This window comes from Kitasatospora sp. NPDC004669 (assembly GCF_040609455.1).
In the GTDB taxonomy this organism is placed as follows: Bacteria; Actinomycetota; Actinomycetes; order Streptomycetales; family Streptomycetaceae; genus Kitasatospora.
In genome coordinates this window covers 138350-156535 of sequence record NZ_JBEXKB010000002.1, presented here as the reverse complement: position 1 = coordinate 156535, position 18186 = coordinate 138350, and the positions used below count along the sequence as shown (strand labels likewise).

19 protein-coding genes are annotated in these 18186 nt (G+C 73.5%); 9 read left to right on the top strand and 10 right to left on the bottom strand.

What is annotated here, in order from left to right:
• Window positions 1–8: 8 nt before the first annotated feature.
• Complete coding sequence (locus ABZW30_RS02560; RefSeq protein ID WP_355669189.1) at window positions 9–203, bottom strand: hypothetical protein; 195 nt, start codon at window positions 201–203, stop codon at window positions 9–11.
• 385 nt (window positions 204–588) lie between these two features.
• Here ABZW30_RS02560 and ABZW30_RS02555 point away from each other — a divergent pair, with 385 nt between their 5' ends.
• The 4 genes from ABZW30_RS02555 (at window position 589) to ABZW30_RS02540 (ending at window position 3306) form a co-directional block, all read left to right on the top strand.
• Window positions 589–981: an ankyrin repeat domain-containing protein gene (locus tag ABZW30_RS02555; RefSeq protein ID WP_355669188.1), complete on the top strand. Its 393-nt coding sequence runs from the start codon at window positions 589–591 to the stop codon at window positions 979–981.
• A gap of 24 nt (window positions 982–1005) precedes the next feature.
• Entirely contained in the window at window positions 1006–1521 is a 516-nt protein-coding gene (locus ABZW30_RS02550) for a GNAT family N-acetyltransferase (RefSeq protein WP_355669187.1), read from the top strand.
• Window positions 1522–1578: 57 nt separating this feature from the next.
• The gene (locus tag ABZW30_RS02545) at window positions 1579–2652 is read left to right on the top strand and encodes a serine hydrolase domain-containing protein (RefSeq protein ID WP_355669186.1); all 1074 of its coding nucleotides are present in this window, start codon (window positions 1579–1581) and stop codon (window positions 2650–2652) included.
• A gap of 150 nt (window positions 2653–2802) precedes the next feature.
• Window positions 2803–3306: an NUDIX hydrolase gene (locus ABZW30_RS02540; protein ID WP_355669185.1), complete on the top strand. Its 504-nt coding sequence runs from the start codon at window positions 2803–2805 to the stop codon at window positions 3304–3306.
• A gap of 7 nt (window positions 3307–3313) precedes the next feature.
• Here ABZW30_RS02540 and ABZW30_RS02535 read toward each other — a convergent pair whose 3' ends face one another.
• The 3 genes from ABZW30_RS02535 to ABZW30_RS02525 form a co-directional block, all read right to left on the bottom strand.
• Window positions 3314–3964 (bottom strand): vitamin K epoxide reductase family protein, encoded by a 651-nt coding sequence (locus tag ABZW30_RS02535; RefSeq protein WP_355669184.1) that lies wholly within the window; start codon window positions 3962–3964, stop codon window positions 3314–3316.
• Between the two features lie 97 nt (window positions 3965–4061).
• Window positions 4062–4859 (bottom strand): thioredoxin domain-containing protein, encoded by a 798-nt coding sequence (locus ABZW30_RS02530; protein ID WP_355669183.1) that lies wholly within the window; start codon window positions 4857–4859, stop codon window positions 4062–4064.
• A gap of 145 nt (window positions 4860–5004) precedes the next feature.
• Window positions 5005–5682: a hypothetical protein gene (locus tag ABZW30_RS02525; protein ID WP_355669182.1), complete on the bottom strand. Its 678-nt coding sequence runs from the start codon at window positions 5680–5682 to the stop codon at window positions 5005–5007.
• 176 nt (window positions 5683–5858) lie between these two features.
• Here ABZW30_RS02525 and ABZW30_RS02520 point away from each other — a divergent pair, with 176 nt between their 5' ends.
• Window positions 5859–6737: a CHAD domain-containing protein gene (locus tag ABZW30_RS02520; RefSeq protein ID WP_355669181.1), complete on the top strand. Its 879-nt coding sequence runs from the start codon at window positions 5859–5861 to the stop codon at window positions 6735–6737.
• 47 nt (window positions 6738–6784) lie between these two features.
• Here the strand turns inward: ABZW30_RS02520 and ABZW30_RS02515 are convergent, their stop codons facing one another.
• Window positions 6785–7564, bottom strand: coding sequence for a uracil-DNA glycosylase (locus tag ABZW30_RS02515; RefSeq protein WP_355669180.1), 780 nt, complete (start codon window positions 7562–7564; stop codon window positions 6785–6787).
• Between the two features lie 148 nt (window positions 7565–7712).
• Between ABZW30_RS02515 and ABZW30_RS02510 the strand changes: the two genes are divergently transcribed.
• Window positions 7713–8723, top strand: coding sequence for a slipin family protein (locus ABZW30_RS02510; protein WP_355669179.1), 1011 nt, complete (start codon window positions 7713–7715; stop codon window positions 8721–8723).
• Between the two features lie 76 nt (window positions 8724–8799).
• The gene (locus ABZW30_RS02505) at window positions 8800–9252 is read left to right on the top strand and encodes a CBS domain-containing protein (protein ID WP_355669178.1); all 453 of its coding nucleotides are present in this window, start codon (window positions 8800–8802) and stop codon (window positions 9250–9252) included.
• 88 nt (window positions 9253–9340) lie between these two features.
• On the opposite strand, the gene ABZW30_RS02500 is transcribed toward ABZW30_RS02505, so the two are convergent.
• The gene (locus ABZW30_RS02500; RefSeq protein ID WP_355669177.1) at window positions 9341–9751 is read right to left on the bottom strand and encodes a PaaI family thioesterase; all 411 of its coding nucleotides are present in this window, start codon (window positions 9749–9751) and stop codon (window positions 9341–9343) included.
• 29 nt (window positions 9752–9780) lie between these two features.
• Between ABZW30_RS02500 and ABZW30_RS02495 the strand changes: the two genes are divergently transcribed.
• Window positions 9781–9996, top strand: a complete 216-nt coding sequence (locus ABZW30_RS02495) for a hypothetical protein (RefSeq protein WP_355669176.1) — start codon at window positions 9781–9783, stop codon at window positions 9994–9996.
• Between the two features lie 56 nt (window positions 9997–10052).
• Here the strand turns inward: ABZW30_RS02495 and ABZW30_RS02490 are convergent, their stop codons facing one another.
• Window positions 10053–12989 carry an FAD-binding and (Fe-S)-binding domain-containing protein gene (locus ABZW30_RS02490; RefSeq protein WP_355669175.1) on the bottom strand — a complete coding sequence of 979 codons (2937 nt, stop codon included), beginning with the start codon at window positions 12987–12989 and terminating at the stop codon, window positions 10053–10055.
• Between the two features lie 122 nt (window positions 12990–13111).
• On the opposite strand from ABZW30_RS02490, the gene ABZW30_RS02485 reads away from it, so the two are divergent.
• On the top strand, window positions 13112–13732 hold the full coding sequence (locus ABZW30_RS02485; protein ID WP_355669174.1) for a hypothetical protein: 621 nt from the start codon (window positions 13112–13114) through the stop codon (window positions 13730–13732).
• 5 nt (window positions 13733–13737) lie between these two features.
• Here ABZW30_RS02485 and ABZW30_RS02480 read toward each other — a convergent pair whose 3' ends face one another.
• From ABZW30_RS02480 to ABZW30_RS02470, 3 genes are all read right to left on the bottom strand, one after another.
• Window positions 13738–14742, bottom strand: coding sequence for a glycosyltransferase family 2 protein (locus tag ABZW30_RS02480; protein WP_355669173.1), 1005 nt, complete (start codon window positions 14740–14742; stop codon window positions 13738–13740).
• Window positions 14743–14950: 208 nt separating this feature from the next.
• Window positions 14951–15583, bottom strand: coding sequence for a transglycosylase SLT domain-containing protein (locus ABZW30_RS02475; protein WP_355669172.1), 633 nt, complete (start codon window positions 15581–15583; stop codon window positions 14951–14953).
• A 948-nt stretch (window positions 15584–16531) separates the two neighbouring features.
• A complete protein-coding gene (locus tag ABZW30_RS02470) occupies window positions 16532–17944 on the bottom strand; it encodes an amino acid permease (protein ID WP_355669171.1) in 1413 nt (470 codons plus the stop codon).
• Between the last annotated feature and the right edge of the window lie 242 nt (window positions 17945–18186).

Below are 18186 nucleotides of genomic sequence, written 5' to 3'. Positions count from 1 at the left end.
TGGCGGTCCTAGAACTTGATGCCGCCGAGCAGGCTCGCCAGGCTGGCGCCGCCGGCTGTGATGCTCGGGGCGATGGAGGAGCCGGCGATGTAGAAGCCGAAGAGGGCGCAGACGATGGCGTGCGACATCTTCAGGCCGTCTCTGCGGAAAAACAGAAAGGCGACGGTGCCGAACAGGACGAGCGCGGAGACATTGAGGATCACGTTCTGCTCCTCGGGGAGGGGGCGGGGACAGTGTTACTTAAAGTGCTCTAATCGTGACAAAAAGTAATAGATGATGGAACGGCGCAAATGGGTGGTTCTGCCGTTCAATACCGCCCGGGAGAGCGGACGAGGGTATGCGAACCGGCCGGGGTGGGGGCCTTGTGTCGCAGGGATTCGGTGCGGCTAGGCATTCCCGGCGGGTGGGTGGGAAGTTTCCGGGGGGTCCGGAAGGTTCCCCCGAACGGCTGCGCAACCCGTGCGGCCACGCGTCGTACCCGTGCGGAACGCCATCCGGATTCCGGACACCCGCTGGCCCGGCTTCCCGCCGGCCGCTACGGTGCGGTACGCACGCTCCCCCGTCAGCTCTCAGGAAAGGCAGCCCGCCATGACCGATGCCCCCGACGCCGAGGTGATCGCGCTCGCCGGGAAGCTCTTCGACGCCGCCCGGGCCGGTGACACCGCCACCCTGACCGCCGCCGTCGACGCGGGCGTCTCCGCGGACCTCACCAACGGCAGCGGCGACACCCTCGTCATGCTCGCCGCCTACCACGGCCACGCGGCCACCGTCGAGGCGCTGCTCGACCGCGGTGCCGACCCGAACCGGGCCAACGACAAGGGCCAGACCCCGCTGGCCGGGGCCGTCTTCAAGGGCACCGTGGACGTCGTCGACGCCCTGTTGGCCGGCGGCGCCGACCCCACGGCAGGCTTCCCCTCCGCCGTCGACGCCGCCGCGATGTTCGGCAAGAGCGAGCTGCTCGCCCGGTTCGAGGGTCGCTGAGACGAGGTCGTAGGCTTTTCAGCCATGGAGAGCACCGCCACCAAGGACGCCGGCATCGTCGAGTTCCGCGTCACCGGCTACGCCCACCCCGACGCCCAGGCCCTGTCGGCGGAGGTGCAGCAGGAGTACGTGCGCCGCTACGGGGACCCGGACGAGACCGTGATGCACCCCGAGGACTTCGACGCGCCCGCCGGACTGTTCATGATCGCCTACCTGGGCGGCCGCCCGGTCGCCTGCGGCGGCTGGCGGGCCAAGCAGGCCGGCCCGAACGGGCTGCGCGACGGTGACGCCGAGCTGAAGCGGATGTTCGTGACCCCCGACGCCCGCGGCCGCGGCCTGGCCCGGGCCGTGCTGCGCCGCCTGGAGCAGACCGCCGTCGAGGCCGGGCGCACCCGCTTCATCCTGGAGACCGGCACCGGGCAGCCCGAGGCCATCGCGTTGTACGAGTCCGAGGGCTACGTCGCGATCCGGAAGTTCGGCATCTACAAGGACCACCCGCTGAGCGTCTGCCTCGGCAAAGAGCTCGTCGCGGCGGTCTGATCGCCCGCCGCGCCGGGTAGGCTCCCCGTCGGCCGGATGGGCCCTGGAGGGGGACGGATGAGCCACCAAGCGCCTGGAGCCGACCGGCTCCCCGCCCTGACCCGGCGCGACGGGGAGCTGGACCTGCTGGTCCGGGACGGCGTGCACATCGTCGGCGCGGGCGCCGTCTGGGCGGTCGGTGACGCCGACGGCACGCTCGGCGGCGGCGGCCACGGGGTGCTCGGGCAAGGCCCGTACGCGGAGTTCACGCCCGGGCCGGACACCCGGTACGACCTTGCCAGCCTCACCAAGATCGTCGCGCTCTGGCCCTGCGCCGGCGCGCTGTGGCAGTCCGGCCTGCTGCCGCTGGACGAGCCGCTCGGCCGCTGGTGGCAACCCGTCACCGGGCGCCCCGCCAGGTCGGTGACGGTCCGTCAGCTCCTCGCGCACACCGCCGGAATGCTCCCGTACACCCGCTTCGAGCAGCTCTACGGGCGGGAGCCCGCCGCGATCCGGGCCGGGGTGGTCTCCGCCCCGCTGCACCGCGAACCGGGCACCGCCGTCGAGTACACCGACCGTGCCGCCGTGCTGATGACGTATCTGGTCGAGGACCTCGGCGGTGCGCCGCTGGACGAACTCGCCGCGCGCTGGGTCTGGCGGCCGCTGGGCATGGGCGACACCCGGTACGGGCCGCTCGGCGCCGCGGAGACCGCCCGTACCGCGCCCACCGAGTACGAGGAGTCGGTCGGCACCCATCTGCGCGGCCTCGTGCACGACCCCTCGGCCCGGCTGCTCGGCGGGGTCTCCGGCAACGCCGGGGCCTTCTCCACCGCCCGCGACCTCGCCCGCTTCCTCACCGCCCTGCTCGCCCCGCCGCCCCAACTGCCCTGGGGCGAAGCGTGGATCACCGAATCACTGCGCGAGCAGACCGGCGGCCTCGCGCCCGCCCGCGGGCTGTCCTGGCTGTACGCCCCCGGCACCGAACCCGCCGAGGGCACCTTCGTCCACTACGGCTTCACCGGCACCGGCTTCTGGGTCTCCCGGCGGCTCGGCCGCTGGGCGCTGCTGCTCACCAACAAGGTGCACCACGACCGGACCACCCAGCCGCTCACGGACCTGCGCAACGCCTTCCGGCAAGCGGTGTTCGGTTAGGGCCTGCCTCTCGGGTCCTTGCCCGATCCGACGGAACCCAGGAGACAGGCCCTGGCACTCGATCGGGTGGATCAGGTGCGAACCGTCTTTGGCGCGGCGGTGATCGGGCACGGTGGCGGCGACAGGGCGGCACCCCGTGAAGGAGGCGCGATGACGGAGACCTTGGCACTCTCGGAGGCGGAGTGGCTGTCCGGGATGGTGCGCGCCTACATCGGGTCCAGCGTGCTGCTCACCGACGAGCAGGGCAAGGTCCTGCTGCTGAAGCCGGGTTACCGCGACCAGTGGCAGTTCCCCGGCGGCGGGATGGACCCCGGGGAGGCACCTGCCGAGTGCGCCGCGCGGGAACTGCGCGAGGAGACCGGCCTCGTGGTGGCGGGCGGACTGCGGCTGCTGGTGGTGGAGTGGCGCGAGGCGATCCCCGACCAGGGCCGGTACGCCCACCCCGCCGTGCACTTCATGTTCGACGGCGGCACGGTCGAGGCGGATGCGATCGTCCGCCTCCAGGCCGAGGAGATCGCCGACCACGGCTACTTCACCCCCGCCAAGGCCGCCGCGCTGCTGCACCCCTGTGCGACGCGCCGACTCACCGGGGCCCTGGAGGTCCGGCGGACCGGCACCGCCGCGCTGCTGCACTCGGCGGGGTACGTGGGGTGACCGGGGGTCAGATCAGGGTGCTCCAGTAGTACCAGAACCGGTTGAGGACCAGCAGCGCGATCACCGCCGCCCACAGCACCGGCAGCGCCCAGTGGTAGCGCGCCGCCTCCCGGACGACCGTCCGCATCCTCGGCCCGACCGGGATCACGCCCGTCCGCAGGTTGTGCAGGGTGGTGTACCAGAACAGCACCACCACCGTCGCCCACACCACCATGCAGTACGGGCACAGCGCGCCGATGTCGTACAGCGCCTGGTCGATCAGCCAGTGCGTGAAGACGACGCCCGCCGCGGTCCCGGCGTGCAGGCCCAGCCAGAACCAGCGCCGGTACGCGGCGCCGGCCAGCAGCCCCGCGCCGATCGCCGCCAGCGCTCCGAAGGCGGCCAGGCCGAGCAGTGGGTTCGGGAAGCCGAACACCTCGGCCTGCTCGGTGCGCATCACCGAACCGCAGCTGATCACCGGGTTGATGTTGCAGCTGGGGACGTAGGACGGGTTCTCCAGGATGCGGAGCTTGTCGAAGGTCAGGACGGCCGAGGCGGCCAGTCCGATCAGCCCGCCGAGGAACAGCAGGATCGCGAACGCCCGGCCGGCGCCGATCGGGGCTCGGCCGGCGGCGTCGGGGGCGGGTTGGGAGAGGTGCACGGTGGTCGCGGCGGTCATGGGCAGCACACTCCGGTGGCTGGCTGGGAGGGGCCGGCCCGGCCGGGAGTTCGGCCGGGCCGGTGGTGCCGTGCGGTGCGGTGCGGGCCGGGCGGACCTACTGGAGGCCGGCGGCCTGCTTGACCTGCGCGGTGAACTGCTCCGGCGTCGCGGTGGCGTTGCCGGCGAACAGGTTGATCGGCTTGCCGTCGACCTTGACCGTCGGGGTGCCGGTCACCTGGCTGTTGTTGAACGCGTCGGCGACCTTCGCCGCCCACGGTGCGTAGGTCTTGTCGGTGACCGCCTTCACGAAGGCGTCCGTCTTCAGACCGGGCACCTGGCCGGCCAGGTCCAGGATGTGGTCGACGTCGCCGAAACCGTCCTCGCGCTCGTCCGGCTGGTTGGCGTACAGCACGTCGTGGAACGCCTTGAACTTGTCCACGCCCTCGTTCAGCGCGGCGCCGGCGGCGGCCAGCGCGGTGCGCGAGCCCTTGCCGCCGAGGTTCTTGTCCAGGAAGGCCGCCAGGTGGAACTCCACCTTGATCTGGCCGTCCTCGGTGAGCTGCTTGACGGTCTGGCCGTTCGCCGCCTCGAAGTGCTTGCAGACCGGGCAGCGGAAGTCCTCGTACACCTCCATGGTGTGCGGGGCGTCGGCCTTGCCGTAGGTGATCACCGTGCCGTCCGGGCCGGTGGCGTTGGCCGGGACGACCAGCTGGCCCGCGGAGGCGGCGGCGGAGGCCTTGTCGTCCTTGTTCGAGCCGTTGACCGCGAGCGCGACACCGCCCGCGAGGGCGAGGACGACGACGGCGGAGACGGTCACGACGATCCGCTGACGGCGCTTGGTCGCCAGCTGCTCGCGGCGCTGTGCCTCCTGGATCCGCTCACGGGCACTGATTCGCTTGGTGGACTGAGCCATGGGGAAGTCAACTCCTGTACGCGGCGCGCGGGTGCGCGCGGGGAGCCGCACACGGGTGCGGCGGGGTCGGTGAACGCGGGAGTCGTGCGCACTGCCTGCGGGCGTACGGGGCCGGTCGGCCGGTACGCGTGTGACGGGGAACTGATCAGCAGGCAGGCGCGAAGGACGGCGGGCCACGGCGGGGCGCCGGGCTCAGCACCACGTCCTCACGGCGCGGCCGCGCACGGTCCGACACCGGCAGCGGCACCCGCAGCACCGGGCGCGCCGGGGCGGGGAGCAGCAGCAGGACCAGCGCCCGCAGCGGGCGGGTCAGCGACTGGCGCAGCGCGCGCAGCGCCCGGGCCAGGCCCGACAGCGCCGCGTCGCCCAGCCACAGCCAGGCCGAGGCGGCCAGCGCGATCGCCAGGTGCACCACCAGGAGCAGCAGCTGGGTCGCGGCGGGCGCCAACTGCCCGGCGTGCCCCAGCGGGCCGCCCAGCAGTGAGCCGTCCATCGAACCGCCGCCGCAGACCAGCAGGTTCACCCCGCGCGCGGACACGTGCTCGGACAGGACCGGCCCACAGCCGGTCTGGCCCAGGTTGAAGGTGGTGTTGAGCAGCAGCTCGACCGGCACCATCACGGCGGAGATGTGCAGCAGCCGCCGCTCCCCGCCGGCCAGCGCGGCCGCGAGCAGGAAGACGACGGCACTCGCCGTGGCCACCAGCGACAGCGGTAGCGGGCGACCGGTGATGACCACCTGGCCCAACGCGGCCATCGGCACGGCGAGCGCGGTGAACACCGCGGCCCGCAGGGCCCTGGTCGTCGCATGGGTGGAGGTCGTCACGCTCGGGAGTATGCCATGGCGCTTACGCCCGGCACGAGGGCGCGTGGTCGTTCACGCCCGCATGACGTCCCCTCAGCGGCTCCGCCGACGCGACAGAGGCCGCCGCGCGACTAGCCTGGAAGGCGTTCCCGGCGACCCCGACGAGCCCGGCGACCCCGACAAGGGGGTGGACGCACATGGCGAGGCCCGAAACCACGGTGGGACAGGTGCTGCTCGACCGCATCGAGGCCCAGGCGGTGGTGCTGGCCGGACTGGACGACGCCGTCCGGGCGGACGAGCCCGACGCGGTCCACCGGATGCGGGTCGCCTGCCGACGGCTGCGCAGCGCCCTGCGGACCTTCCGCCGTCTCCTCGCCCCCGGCGCCGTCGAGAGCCTGGTCGCCGACCTGCGCTGGCTGGGTGCCGCGCTGGGCCGCGCCCGGGACCGTGAGGTGCTCGCCGAGCGGCTGGTGGCCCAGGCCCGCGGGCTGCCGGCCGAGTGCGGACCGGAGCGGGTCGCGGGTGCGCTGGAGCGGTGGGGCGAGGCCGAGTACCGCCGGGTGTGGCCCGAGGTGGTCGCGGCCCTGGACAGCCCCCGTCGTCGGGTCCTGGCCGAGGCCCTGACCACGTTGTTGGCCGACCCGCCGCTGCGGCGCCGGGCCGCCCGCGCGGCCGTCCCCGAGCTGTCCCGGGTCGCCGCCCGCGAACAGCGCCGGACGGCCGAGTGCGTGCGCGCCGCGCTCGCGGCCGACCCGGAGGACCGGGACCGGGCCTTGCACGAGGCCCGCAAGGCCGCCAAGCGGGCCCGCTACGCCGGCGAGGTCGCCGAACCCGCGGTCGGCCCGGCGGCCGGGCGGTACGTGGAGCGGATGAAGGCCGTCCAGGAGGTGCTGGGTGAGCACCAGGACGCGGTGGTCGCCGCCGCGGCCCTCGCCCGCCAGGTGGACAGCGGCGGCGAGCCCTTCGCCTACGGCGTGCTCTACGCGGGCCAGCTCGCCGCGGCGGAGACGGCGCGCGGGCGGCTGCCCGAGGTGTGGGCGGGTGCCCGGGAGCGGAAGCTGGCGCGGTTCGGCTAGGCCGTCGTGCCCCGGCGCCGGACAGCGCCGGAGGCGGCCACTGGCGGCTACTCCGGCTTGGGGCTGAGCCCCGCCGAGAGCGCCGCGTCCCTGAGCAGGGCGCGCAGCATCGCCGTGGTCAGCCGACCGGTGTTCGTGTTGCGCGGGCTCACGTGGTAGCAGCCGTAGAGCCGCAGGTCGGGGCCGCCGTCGCGGGCGGGGAGGGTGATCCGGGCGGTGTGGCCGAAGGCGGGGCGGGGCCGGGGGACCTGCCAGCCGGCGTCGGCGAGCACCGGGAGCACGGCCTGCCAGGCGAAGCCGCCGAGTGCGACGACCGTCCGGACGGTGGGGCGCAGCAGCTGCAGTTCGCGGGTGATCCAGGGGCGGCAGGTGTCGCGTTCCGCGGTGCTGGGCTTGTTGTCGGGTGGGGCGCAGCGGACCGGGTCGGTGATCCGTACGCCGTACAGTTCCAGGCCGTCGCCGTAGCGGACGGACTCGGGGCGGTTGGCGAGCCCGAGGTCGTAGAGGGCCGCGTAGAGCAGGTCGCCGGAGGGGTCGCCGGTGAAGATCCGGCCGGTGCGGTTGGCGCCGTGGGCGGCGGGGGCGAGGCCGACCAGGACGAGCGGGGCGTCGGGCGGGCCGAAGCCGGGGACGGGGCGGGCCCAGTAGTCCCAGTCCTGGTAGGCGCGGCGCTTGGTGCGGGCGGTCTCCTCGCGCCATTCGACCAGGCGGGGGCAGGCCCGGCAGCCGGTGACGACGCGGTCCAGCGCGGTGAGTCCACCGGTTCGGGCCGCGGCCTCGACGGGGTGGCGGGGGTGGCCCGGGTCGTCGGCGGGGGACTGCGGCATGTCCCCGATCCTAGGGTCTCCAGGACGTTCACTTCGGCGTCGGCCGGGCAGGCGTAGCGTGGAATCAGTTGTTCCGGCGGCCCCCGGCCGGGCCGGGTCGGCGGTGGCCGGAGGCGCCGGTGTGCGAGGAGGCCGCGAGGAGGCCGCGATGATCGTCGATGCGGTGCTGGGGGCGCTCGGAGGGCTGGTGGGGTTGGGGGCGCTCTGGGCGGCCATGAGCATCAGAGTCGTCCAGCAGTTCCAGAAGGGCGTGGTGTTCCGCTTCGGGCGGGTGCGCGAGGAGGTCCGCCAGCCGGGGCTGGTCGCCCTGATGCCGATCGCGGACCGGCTGCGCCGGGTGAACGTGCAGATCGTGACGATGCCGATCCCGGCGCAGGAGGGCATCACCCGGGACAACGTGACCGTGCGGGTCGACGCGGTGGTCTACTTCCGGGTGGAGGACCCGGTGAAGGCGACGGTCAACGTGCAGGACTACCAGTTCGCGATCTCCCAGGTCGCGCAGACCTCGTTGCGGTCGATCATCGGCAAGAGCGAGCTGGACGACCTGCTGGCCAACCGAGAACCGATCAACCAGGGGCTGGAGTTGATGATCGACAGCCCGGCGCTCGGCTGGGGCATCCAGATCGACCGGGTGGAGATCAAGGACGTCGCCCTGCCGGAGTCGATGAAGCGCTCGATCGCGCGCCAGGCGGAGGCCGAGCGTGAGCGGCGGGCCCGGATCATCACGGCGGATGGCGAGTACCAGGCCTCGGCCCGGCTGTCGGAGGCGGCCGCGGTGATGAGCGCGACCCCGGCGGCACTGCAACTGCGGCTGCTGCAGACCGTGGTGGAGGTGGCGGCGGAGAAGAACTCGACGCTGGTGCTGCCGTTCCCGGTGGAGCTGCTGCGGTTCCTGGACAGCGCGACCGAGTCCCAGCAGCGCGATCTGCTGGCGGCCGCCGCGGTCGCCGCCGCGGCGAAGTCCGCGGAGCAGGCGGTGGAGAGCGGAGAGGTCCCCGAGGCCGAGCTCGACCGTGAGCCGCCCAAGCACGAACTGCCACCGCTGGAGGAGCTGTTGTCCCACTCGCCGCTGGAGAGCGCGGACCTGGAGGGCGGGCCTGCGGAGGCGGACGGTCAGGCCGAGCCAAAGGACCGCATGGAGCCGAGGACGACGCCCTGACAGGTGCCCGGTGGCGTGCGCCATCGGCCCGGACCAGGATGGACGAGGGGGAACAAGCCAGGTCAGGAGGCGGACCATGACCATAGCCAGCGACATCATGCACCCGGGCGCGGAGTGCATCCGCGAGCACGAGACGCTCGCGGCCGCCGCCCGGATCATGCGGGAACGGCATGTGGGCGCGCTGCCCATCTGCGGGGAGAACGACAAGCTGCTGGGGATCGTGACCGACCGCGACATCGTGCTGCGCTGCGTCGCCGAGGGGCGCGACCCGGCGAAGGTGACGGCGGGCGACCTGGCGCTGGGGCGGCCGATGACGGTGGAGGCGGACGAGGACTGCGAGCAGGTGCTGCGCGTGATGGAGCAGTACCAGGTCCGTCGGCTGCCGGTGATCAACCACCCGGAGCACAAGGTGGTCGGCATGATCAGCGAGGCCGACATCGCGCGCGGGCTGCCGCAGGCGCGGCTCGCGGAGTTCGTGGCGGCGGTGTGCGCGGAGGAGCCGCCCAAGAAGGAGGCGTTGCAGGCCTGACCCGTCGCCGGATCGAGGCCTTCCGAGCCCGGCTCGGAAGGCCTCCGGGTGCGCCCGGGTGAGGGTCAGGACCCGACGCTCTCGGGCGTCATCCCAGGGCGTAGACGGCGGTGGCGTGGGCGGCGGGCTCCTCGGCGTCCTCGGCGGTGAGGGTGGCGTCGAGGAAGGCGATCCGCCGGCCGAGCTTGGTGACCCGGGCGAGCACCAGGACGTCCTGGCCGACGACCGCGCGCTGGAAGCTGGTTGACTGCTGGACGGTGGTCATCGGGCCGAAGCCGCCGCGCGCCGCCGAGACCGCGACCACGCACGCGGTGTCGGCCGCGGCCATCATCGCCTGACCGGACAATCCGCCACCCTCGCGAGCGAGTCGGTCGGACCAGGGCAGTCGCAGCACGGCGTGCCGCTCGCCGGTCTCGACGGCGGACAGGCCGAGCGCCTGCACCCAGGGGGCGAAGTTGTCGGCCAGGAGCTTGTCCGCCTCAGCGGTGGTGAGGGTCATCGGGCCATTGTGCCAAGAGCGTTGGCGCGGTGTCAGGAAGCGGCGAGGGTGTCCAGGTGGCGGCGGAGCACCGCTCGCAGCTCGTATTCGGCGGTGCCGCCGAGTTGCTGCGGGGCGAGACCGCCGAGGGCTGGCGCTGGACGGCCGTCGGCGCCGACGGGGCGAGCGGCGTGGCGGCCGCCGGCCACCCGACCCGGGAGGAGGCCGCAGCGCACGCCGGGGCCTTCCTCGCCGGGCACGCGTAGCTAGGGCGTGTCTTGCGGATCCTTGCCGGAGCCGACAAGATCCACAAGACGCGCCCCTATTCCGAGGCCCGCAGCTCCCGGGCGATCAGCTCCGCCAGGTGCAGGGCCAGTCGGCCGTCGGCGAGTTGGGCGATCTGGGTGCGGCAGCTGAAGCCGTCCGCCAGCACCACCGTCTCCGGTCCGGCGGCCCGGACCTCCGGCAGCAGGACCCGCTCGGCGATCGCCTCGGACACCTCGAAATGGCCTTCCTCGAAGCCGAAGTTGCCCGCCAGCCCGCAGCAGCCGGAGTCCAACACCCGGTTGTGCAGGCCAAGTCGGGCCTCGACCCGGCGGTCGGCGGCGCTGCCGAGCACCGCGTGCTGGTGGCAGTGGGTCTGGGTGACGGCGTCCAGCGGGATCCGGGGGAGCGGCGCGTCGGGGGCGTACTCGTCGATGAACTCGGCGAAGGTACGGGTGCGTTCGGCCAGCGGGCGGCCGTCCGCGCCGAGCAGCCGGGGCAGGTCCTCGCGCAGGGTGGCGGTGCAGCTGGGGTCCAGGCCGACCACGGGGGTGTCGGCCGGGAGCCCGGTGGCCGCCAGCGTCCGCAGGCTGCGCCGCAACACCCGGCGGGCGGTGCCGAGTTGGCCGGTGGAGTACCAGGTGAGGCCGCAGCAGACCGGGCCCTCGGGCAGCCGGACGTCGAAGCCCAGGTGCTCCAGCACCTCCACGGCCGAGCGCAGCACGTTCGGCTGCAGGTGGTCGGAGAAGGTGTCCGGCCACAGCAGCACCGGCCGGCCGCCTGCCGGTGCCGGCCCGTTCGGGTCGATGCTGCCGGCGCGGCGCCGCTGGTACCAGCGGGTGAAGGTCTCGGGCGGGAAGACCGGCAGCACCCGGCGCCGGTCGATCCCGCCGAGCCGCTTGAGCAGGGCGCCGGCCGGGGAGCGGACCAGGGAGTTGGCCGCGCCGGGCGCGAGCGCCACCGCGCGCAGCCACAGCGGCAGCCAGCCCATCGAGTAGTGCGACAGCGGGCGCGGCCGGCGCCGGTAGTGCTGGTACAGGAACTCGGTCTTGTAGGTCGCCATGTCGACGTGCACCGGGCAGTCGCTCGCGCAGCCCTTGCAGCTCAGGCAGAGGTCCAGTGCCTCCCGGACCTCCGCCGAGCGCCAGCCGTCCGGGATCGCTCCCCCGGCCTGGCGGCCGGGAGGTGCCCCCATGCCCCGGAGCATCTCGGCGAGCAGCCGCGCCCGGCCCCGGGTGGAGTGCCGCTCCTCGCCGGTGGCCATGTAGCTCGGGCACATCACCCCGGTGGTCGGATCCACGCACTTGGCGACGCCCACGCAGCGGTGCACTGCCGTGGCCAGGCTGCCGTCGTCCTGCTCGTACGGCAGGGCCAGCGGCAGTGGGCGGAGCGGGGCGGTGACGAAGCGCAGGTCGGCGTCGAGTGGGCGGGGGTCGACCAGCGCGCCCGGGTTGAGCAGGTTCTCCGGGTCCCAGATCCGCTTGAACCCGCCGAAGAGCTCGATGACTTCGGGCGGGTACATGCGCGGCAGCAGCTCGGAGCGGGCCTGCCCGTCGCCGTGCTCGCCGGAGAGCGAACCACCGTACGAGACCACCAGATCGGCCGCCTGCTCCAGGAACTCCCGGAACACCAGCACCCCTTGGGGCTCGTCCAACGGGAAGTCGATCCGCAGGTGCACACAGCCGTCACCGAAGTGCCCGTACGGGACGCCGCGCAGGCTGTGCCGGCGCAGCAGGGCGCGCAGGTCCCGCAGGTAGTCGCCGAGCCGCTCGGGCGGGACGGCGGAGTCCTCCCAGCCGGGCCAGGCCTCGCCGCCCCCCGGCAGCCGGGTGACGATCCCGGCGCCCGCCTCCCGGACCGCCCACAGCTGGCGCTGCTCGACGGGGTCGGTGACCAGGGCGACGGCGGCCGAGGGCTCCCGGCGCACCGCGTCGGCGAGCCGGCGCGCCGCCTGGTAGGCCTCCACGGCCGTGGCGCCGCCGGTCTCCAGGAACAGCCAGCACTCGCCCGCGGGCAGCCGGTCCAGCGCGGGCGGGCGCGGGCCGGCCGCGAGCAGCGCGGCGATCAGGTCGGCCGCCATGCCCTCGGCGGTCAGCGGGCCCAGCGGCAGCAGCGCCGGGATCGCGTCCGCGGCCGCGCCCTCGTCGGGGTAGCCGGCCACCACCAGGGCGCGCGCGGGTGGGTCCTCGACCAGGCGGACGGTGGCGCCGAGCAGCAGCGCGCAGGTGCCCTCGGTGCCGGTCAGCGCCCGGGCGAGGTCGTGGCCGTGCTCGGGCAGCAGCGCGTCCAGCGGGTAGCCGGAGGTGCGGCGCGGCAGCTGCGGCATGCCCTGCCGGATGGTGGCGAGGTTGCGGTCGGTGAACTCCTGGAGTTCACGGTGCAGTTGGCCCGCCCGGCCGGGTAGGGCGCGCAGCGCGGCGCGCTCCTGCGCATCGAGCCGGCCGCCGACGCTCAGCTCGGTGCCGTCCGCGAGCAGCAGCTCCAGCCGCTCCACGTTGTCCGCGGTGCGCCCCCAGGCGAGCGAGTGCGAGCCGCAGGAGTCGTTGCCGATCATGCCGCCGATCGTGCAGCGGCTGTGCGTGGACGGGTCCGGGCCGAAGCGCAGCCCGTACGGTCTGGCGGCGCGCTGGAGGTCGTCCAGCACGGTGCCGGGCTGGACGCGTGCGGTGCGGGCCTGCGGGTCGATCTCCAGCACCGAGCCCAGGTGGCGGCGGAAGTCCAGCACCACCGCGCCCGGGCCGATCGCCTGCCCGCCGATACTGGTCCCGGCCCCGCGCGGCACCACCGGCACCCGGTACTTGCGGCACAGCGCCAGCGCGGTACGCACATCGTCCAGATCGGCGGGCTTGACCACGCCGAGGGGCAACTGCCGGTAGTTGGAGGCGTCGTGGCTGTAGACGGTCCGCTCGGCGGCACCGAAGCGGACCTCCCCGAGCAGCACGGCGGCCAGCTCACGGGCCAGCTCGGCCCCGGGGACGGCGGACGGACGGCTCACCAGGGACCTCCCGGGCGGGTGCGGCAGCGGCTCCGCCGATGATTGCAGCCCGGGCGCCGCACGGGTACTGGGGCACGACGGGGCTACCGCCATCCGGGTGTCCTGTGGCACCCTCGACAATCATGATCAACGATCCCGAGGACCCGGCCGGCCCCGACGCCTACCTCGCCCGCCTGCCGATCGGCGAGCCGCTGCCCTTCCCGGCGGACGGCGCACCGTCCTGGGAGATCTTCCCGTACGAGGGCGAGCTGACCGTCCGGCGGCTGCGCGAGCCCGAACTGCCCGAGCCGCCCCGCCAGGGCGAGGACGGCCCGGAGAGCTGCGAGCAGTGCGCCCGCCCGGACTCCGACTTCCTCTGGACCGACGAGCACTGGCGGCTGAGCGCCACCGACGAGCCGACCGGTCTGCCCGCCGCCCTGCTGCTCCAGCCCCGCGCCCACCACGACCTGCTGGACCTGCCCGCCGAGCTGTCCGCCCGGCTCGGCCCGATGCTCCAGCGCGTCGAGCGGGCCGTGCTGTCGCTCGGCGGCATCGGCCGGGTCCATGTGAACCGCTGGGGCGACGGCGCCGCCCACCTGCACCTGTGGCTGATCGCCCGGCCCACCGGGATGAGGCAGCTGCGCGGCTCCACCCTGCCGCTGTGGATGGACGTGCTGCCGCCGCTGCCCGCCGAGGCGACGGCCGAGCGCGCCCGCCGGATCGCCGCCGCGATGGCCGCGGACGGCGGCACCGCGCACGCCTGACGGGGCTACTTCCGCCCGGTGATGGTGCCGCGCGCGATGTGCGAGAGCTTGGCCACCTCGAAGGCCGGGTAGGCGCCGCCGGCCAGCAACGAGAACTTGATCCCCTCGCGCCCGCCCGGCTTGCGGTGGCCGGGCGGCTGGAAGCGGCGGTGGTGCTCGGCGGCCCGGTGGAAGAACTGCGGGCGCTCGGCCCGGGAGACGCAGCCGGCGAGGTCGAAGACGAACAGGTAGTGCCGGATCATCCGGACGAACAGCGCGTCGCGCACCGCGTACAGGTGCGGCTGCTCCTCCAGCAGGGCGAAGCTGCGCTCGTACTGTTCGAACAGGTCGAAGACGCTGCTGCCCGGGCCGCCGGCCGGGTGGACGGTCTCCCGGCGGCGCAGCTGGACGCACTCGCGCGGCAGTACGGCGGCCTTCCGGGCGTCGAGCAGCGCCGCGTGGACGACCGGGACCTCCTCGTACCTGCCGTCCGGGAAGGCGAGCTCCAGGTCCTCCCAGTGCCCGCGGCGGATCAGTCGGTCCCAGATCAGCGGCGGCGTGCCGAACAGCGCGGGCTGGTCGAAGGGGGCGAATACCTCGGGGCCGGTCTCGGCGAGCAGCGCCTCGGCCCCGCCGGGCCAGTCGCGGCCGTTGTGGTGCCGGGTGTGGCCGAACAGCAGCACGTCCACCGGACCGGTCTGCTGGAGCCGGTCGGCGAGCGTCTGGAGTGCGTCCGGGGGCAGCAGGTGGTCGGCGTCGAGGAACAGCAGGTACTCGCCGCGGGCCTGCGCCGCACCCGCGTTCCGGCTCACCCCGACCCCGACCGCCGCGTTCAGGTGCAGCGCCGAGACCCGCGGATGCTGTTCCGCGTACGCGTCGGCGAGCCCGCCCGGGGTCCCGGGGGAGCGGTCGGCGACCACGATCACCTCGACGTCCGCCAGGGTCTGGGCGAGCAGCGAGTCCAGGCAGTCGGCGAGCTGTCCGTGCTGGTCGTAGGCGGGGAGCACGACGCTGATCAGGGGTGAGGACATGACGCCGGAGCGTAAGAGGGCGCGCGAACCGTGGCAAAGCCCTGACGGTGCGTAACTCGGTGCAATGGCGGCAAATCGTACTACCGTGCGCCATATCTTCACGCCGCCTTCTGGGCGTGCACACGTCGATCGGTAACGCGACCCGGCCCGCGACGCGGGGTGCGTCGCGGGCCGGAGCGTGTACGGAGGGGTGCCGAGCGGGTTCGGCTTAGTACCAGTGGTGCGCCTGCCAGAACGACCACGCGGCGCAGGGGCTGCCGTAGCGGCTGTTCATGTAGTCCAGGCCCCACTTGATCTGGGTGACCGGGTTGGTGCGCCAGTCGGAGCCGGCCGAGGCCATCTTGGAGCCCGGCAGGGCCTGGACCAGGCCGTAGGCACCGGAGGAGGCGTTGACGGCCTGCGGGTTCCAGCTGCTCTCGCGGAACACGATGCTGCTGAAGCACTGGAGCTGGCCGGCCGGCACGATCTGCGCGGCGATCTGCTGCGGGGTGCCGGAGTAGCTGTTGAGGTCCTGGCGCTGCTGGGAGCGCGAGGCGGCGGCGTCGGCCTGGGCCTTCGCCTCGGCCTGGGCCTGGGCCTGCGCGGCGGCCTGGGCCTGCGCCTGGGTGGCGGCGTCCGCCTCGGTCTTGGCCTGGGCGGCCTGCTGGGCAGCGGCAGCGGTGCCGGCCTGGGCCTGATCGCCGGCCGGCTTGCCGTCCACCGAGACGGCGGCCACCGGGGCCGCGGCCTCGGCGTTTTGCGCGGTCTGCGGGATGGCGAGGGCGGCGGTGGCGGCGCTGGCGACCACGAGGGTGGCGACGCCGGTGATCAGGGAGTTGCGGCGGGCATGGCTGAGCTGCATGAAGCGGGCAATCCTTTTCCGTCGGGGACCGTGCCGGTGGCACTGGGCTCGGGCTTCGCGTGGGCTCCGGGTGAGCGGGGCCCGCGCGGCCGTCCGGGACGGCCGGGATGCCCCGGCGATGACGGCGGGGCCAGCGGGCTGCGCGGCGGACTGGGCCGGCCGGCGCTGCCTGGCGACGGCCATTCTTGGCAGGCCCGAGGACGGGTGGCAAAGGTGCTCGCTACTACGCCGAGTAGTGGCTGCGGGGCGACTGCAGCACGACTTGGCGGATGATTTGGTGAGGTTTATCCGAATTGCGAATCTGTGGGACGGGTGCGAGGCGGGGTCGGCGGGGCGCGAGGGCGTGAGGGCGGGTGGCCTGCGCTCTTCGGGGCGGGCGCGGTGACGGCGGGCGCGGTCCGGGTGCGGCCGGGGCGGCGGGACGAGTGATGGGGCCGGCCCGTCCACTACCCGGGGTCGTAGATGCGGAACCCCTTGTGGGCGGGCTCACATGCTTGAGGCGCTGACTTCGGCGCAGCGTGACCGGCGCGTCACGCGCTCGGCGCCCCCGGGGGGGAGTGGCCGATCGGCGCACTACGTCCGGCGCGCGCATCGCCGTCGGGGTTCGCCGATTCCACACCGCCTGGACACCGCACGTGTCGGACCGGTCGCCTATTGCGACGAGGGGCGGTCGCGATCGAGCGCGCGGACGGTGCTGACGGCAACCGGGCCCGTCTCGCCCTGCGGCAACACCGCGACGGACGCGGGTGGTGGCATCGACGTCACCGGGGCCAGGTGTCGGCCGTCTTCGGCACCGCCGGCGGCGACATCCCGATCCAGTGCGCCCCCGCCGGTTCCGTGCCCGGCTGCACCGGCTGAGCCGTCGACGAGCGTCCTGAACGGAAACCGGGCCCGGGAGCCTCCGCAACGGCTCCCGGGCCCGGCGTTTTCCGGCGCGGCCTGGACGGGTCAGGACTGCGCCGCGACCGCCGCCCGTCGCCGTCGGCCGACCACGGCCGAGGCCGCGATCACGATCGCCGCGGCGACCAGCGACAGGTACATCTGCTTGCGCCCGTCGGCGTCGGTGAACATGTACGCCATCACGAAGCCGATCATGCCGATGGCGACCCAGGTCAGGTACGGGTACAGCCACATCCGGACGGTGTGCCGCTCGGGCATCTCGCGCTCGATGATCTTGCGCATCCGCAGCTGGGTGGCGCAGATCACCAGCCAGACGAACAGCGCGACCGCCCCGGAGGAGTTGAGCAGGAAGGCGAACACGGTGTCCGGCGAGGTGTAGTTGAAGAAGACGGCGATGAAGCCGAAGACCACCGAGGAGAGGATGGCCACCCGCGGCACGCCACGGTCGGTCACGGTCGCGAAGACCTTCGGGGCGTCCCCGCGCCGGCCGAGCGAGAAGGCCATCCGGGAGGCGGTGTACATCCCGGAGTTGAGGCAGGAGAGCACGGCCGTCAGCACGATCACGTCCATCACCTGGCCGGCGTGCGGAATGCCCACGTGGTCCAGCACGGCCACGTACGGGCTGGCCTTGACCTCGGCCGAGTCCCAGGGCAGCAGGGTGACCACGAGCAGGATCGAGCCCAGGTAGAAGATGCCGATGCGCCAGATCACGCTGTTGGTGGCCTTGGTGACCGCCTTCTCCGGGTCCTCCGACTCGCCGGCGGCCAGGGTGACGATCTCGCTGCCCATGAAGGCGAAGACCACGGTGAGCATGCCGGTGAACACCGCGCCCACCCCGTGCGGCAGGAAGCCGCCGTGGCCGGTCAGGTTGCTGGTGCCGACCGCGTGGGTGCCGGGCAGCACGCCGAAGGCGGCGAGGACGCCGATCACCAGGAACGCGGCGATCGCGACCACCTTGATGCCGGCGAACCAGAACTCGAACTCGCCGTAGGAGGAGACCGAGAACAGGTTGGTGGCGGTCAGCACCGCCATCACGATCAGCGCCCAGCCCCACTGCGGCACGCCGGGCACCCAGTTGTTGAGGATCTTGGCGCCGGCGGTCGCCTCGACCGCGAGCACGACGACCCAGAAGAACCAGTACAGCCAGCCGATGGTGAACCCGGCCCAGCGGCCCAGCGCGCGGTCCGCGTACGCCGAGAAGGAGCCGCTCTGCGGGTCCGCCGCCGCCATCTCGCCGAGCATCCGCATCACCAGCACGACCAGCACGCCGGCCAGGGTGTAGGAGAGCAGGATGCCGGGGCCGGTGGCCGCGATGCCCGCGCCGGAGCCTACGAACAGGCCGGCGCCGATCACGCCGCCGATGGCGATCATCGACAGGTGGCGGTTCTTGAGCCCGGCCTTCAGGTGGCCGTCGCCGCTGTGTCCGTCCGGTCCCGACCGGTCGGGGGCCTTCGCGGCCATCGCAGACTTGGTGGTGTCCGCACTCATAAGGGGGTGCCCTGTGCCTTTCCGGCGCGGTGTGACCCTCGGCTCGTCGTGCCGGAAGGTGGGGGACAGACCCGCGCATTGCGGTGAAACCTAACTTCTACGCCCGGGTATCGGAACAATCGTTTGATAACTGTTCGTTCACCGGACACAAAGAGCCAGGTCAGAGTGGGTGTAGAGGTGGCGGGAAAAGCTCAAATCTGACCAGTCGTCAGGGT

Excerpts from the sequence above, each read along its gene's own strand:
- ABZW30_RS02555 (WP_355669188.1), top strand. The coding sequence starts at position 589 with ATGACCGATGCCCCCGACGCCGAGGTGATCGCGCTCGCCGGGAAGCTC.
- ABZW30_RS02550 (WP_355669187.1), top strand. The coding sequence starts at position 1,006 with ATGGAGAGCACCGCCACCAAGGACGCCGGCATCGTCGAGTTCCGCGTC.
- ABZW30_RS02545 (WP_355669186.1), top strand. The coding sequence starts at position 1,579 with ATGAGCCACCAAGCGCCTGGAGCCGACCGGCTCCCCGCCCTGACCCGG.
- ABZW30_RS02540 (WP_355669185.1), top strand. The coding sequence starts at position 2,803 with ATGACGGAGACCTTGGCACTCTCGGAGGCGGAGTGGCTGTCCGGGATG.
- ABZW30_RS02535 (WP_355669184.1), bottom strand. The coding sequence starts at position 3,964 with ATGACCGCCGCGACCACCGTGCACCTCTCCCAACCCGCCCCCGACGCC.
- ABZW30_RS02530 (WP_355669183.1), bottom strand. The coding sequence starts at position 4,859 with ATGGCTCAGTCCACCAAGCGAATCAGTGCCCGTGAGCGGATCCAGGAG.
- ABZW30_RS02520 (WP_355669181.1), top strand. The coding sequence starts at position 5,859 with ATGGCGAGGCCCGAAACCACGGTGGGACAGGTGCTGCTCGACCGCATC.
- ABZW30_RS02515 (WP_355669180.1), bottom strand. The coding sequence starts at position 7,564 with ATGCCGCAGTCCCCCGCCGACGACCCGGGCCACCCCCGCCACCCCGTC.
- ABZW30_RS02510 (WP_355669179.1), top strand. The coding sequence starts at position 7,713 with ATGATCGTCGATGCGGTGCTGGGGGCGCTCGGAGGGCTGGTGGGGTTG.
- ABZW30_RS02505 (WP_355669178.1), top strand. The coding sequence starts at position 8,800 with ATGACCATAGCCAGCGACATCATGCACCCGGGCGCGGAGTGCATCCGC.
- ABZW30_RS02500 (WP_355669177.1), bottom strand. The coding sequence starts at position 9,751 with ATGACCCTCACCACCGCTGAGGCGGACAAGCTCCTGGCCGACAACTTC.
- ABZW30_RS02485 (WP_355669174.1), top strand. The coding sequence starts at position 13,112 with ATGATCAACGATCCCGAGGACCCGGCCGGCCCCGACGCCTACCTCGCC.
- ABZW30_RS02480 (WP_355669173.1), bottom strand. The coding sequence starts at position 14,742 with ATGTCCTCACCCCTGATCAGCGTCGTGCTCCCCGCCTACGACCAGCAC.
- ABZW30_RS02475 (WP_355669172.1), bottom strand. The coding sequence starts at position 15,583 with ATGCAGCTCAGCCATGCCCGCCGCAACTCCCTGATCACCGGCGTCGCC.
- ABZW30_RS02470 (WP_355669171.1), bottom strand. The coding sequence starts at position 17,944 with ATGGCCGCGAAGGCCCCCGACCGGTCGGGACCGGACGGACACAGCGGC.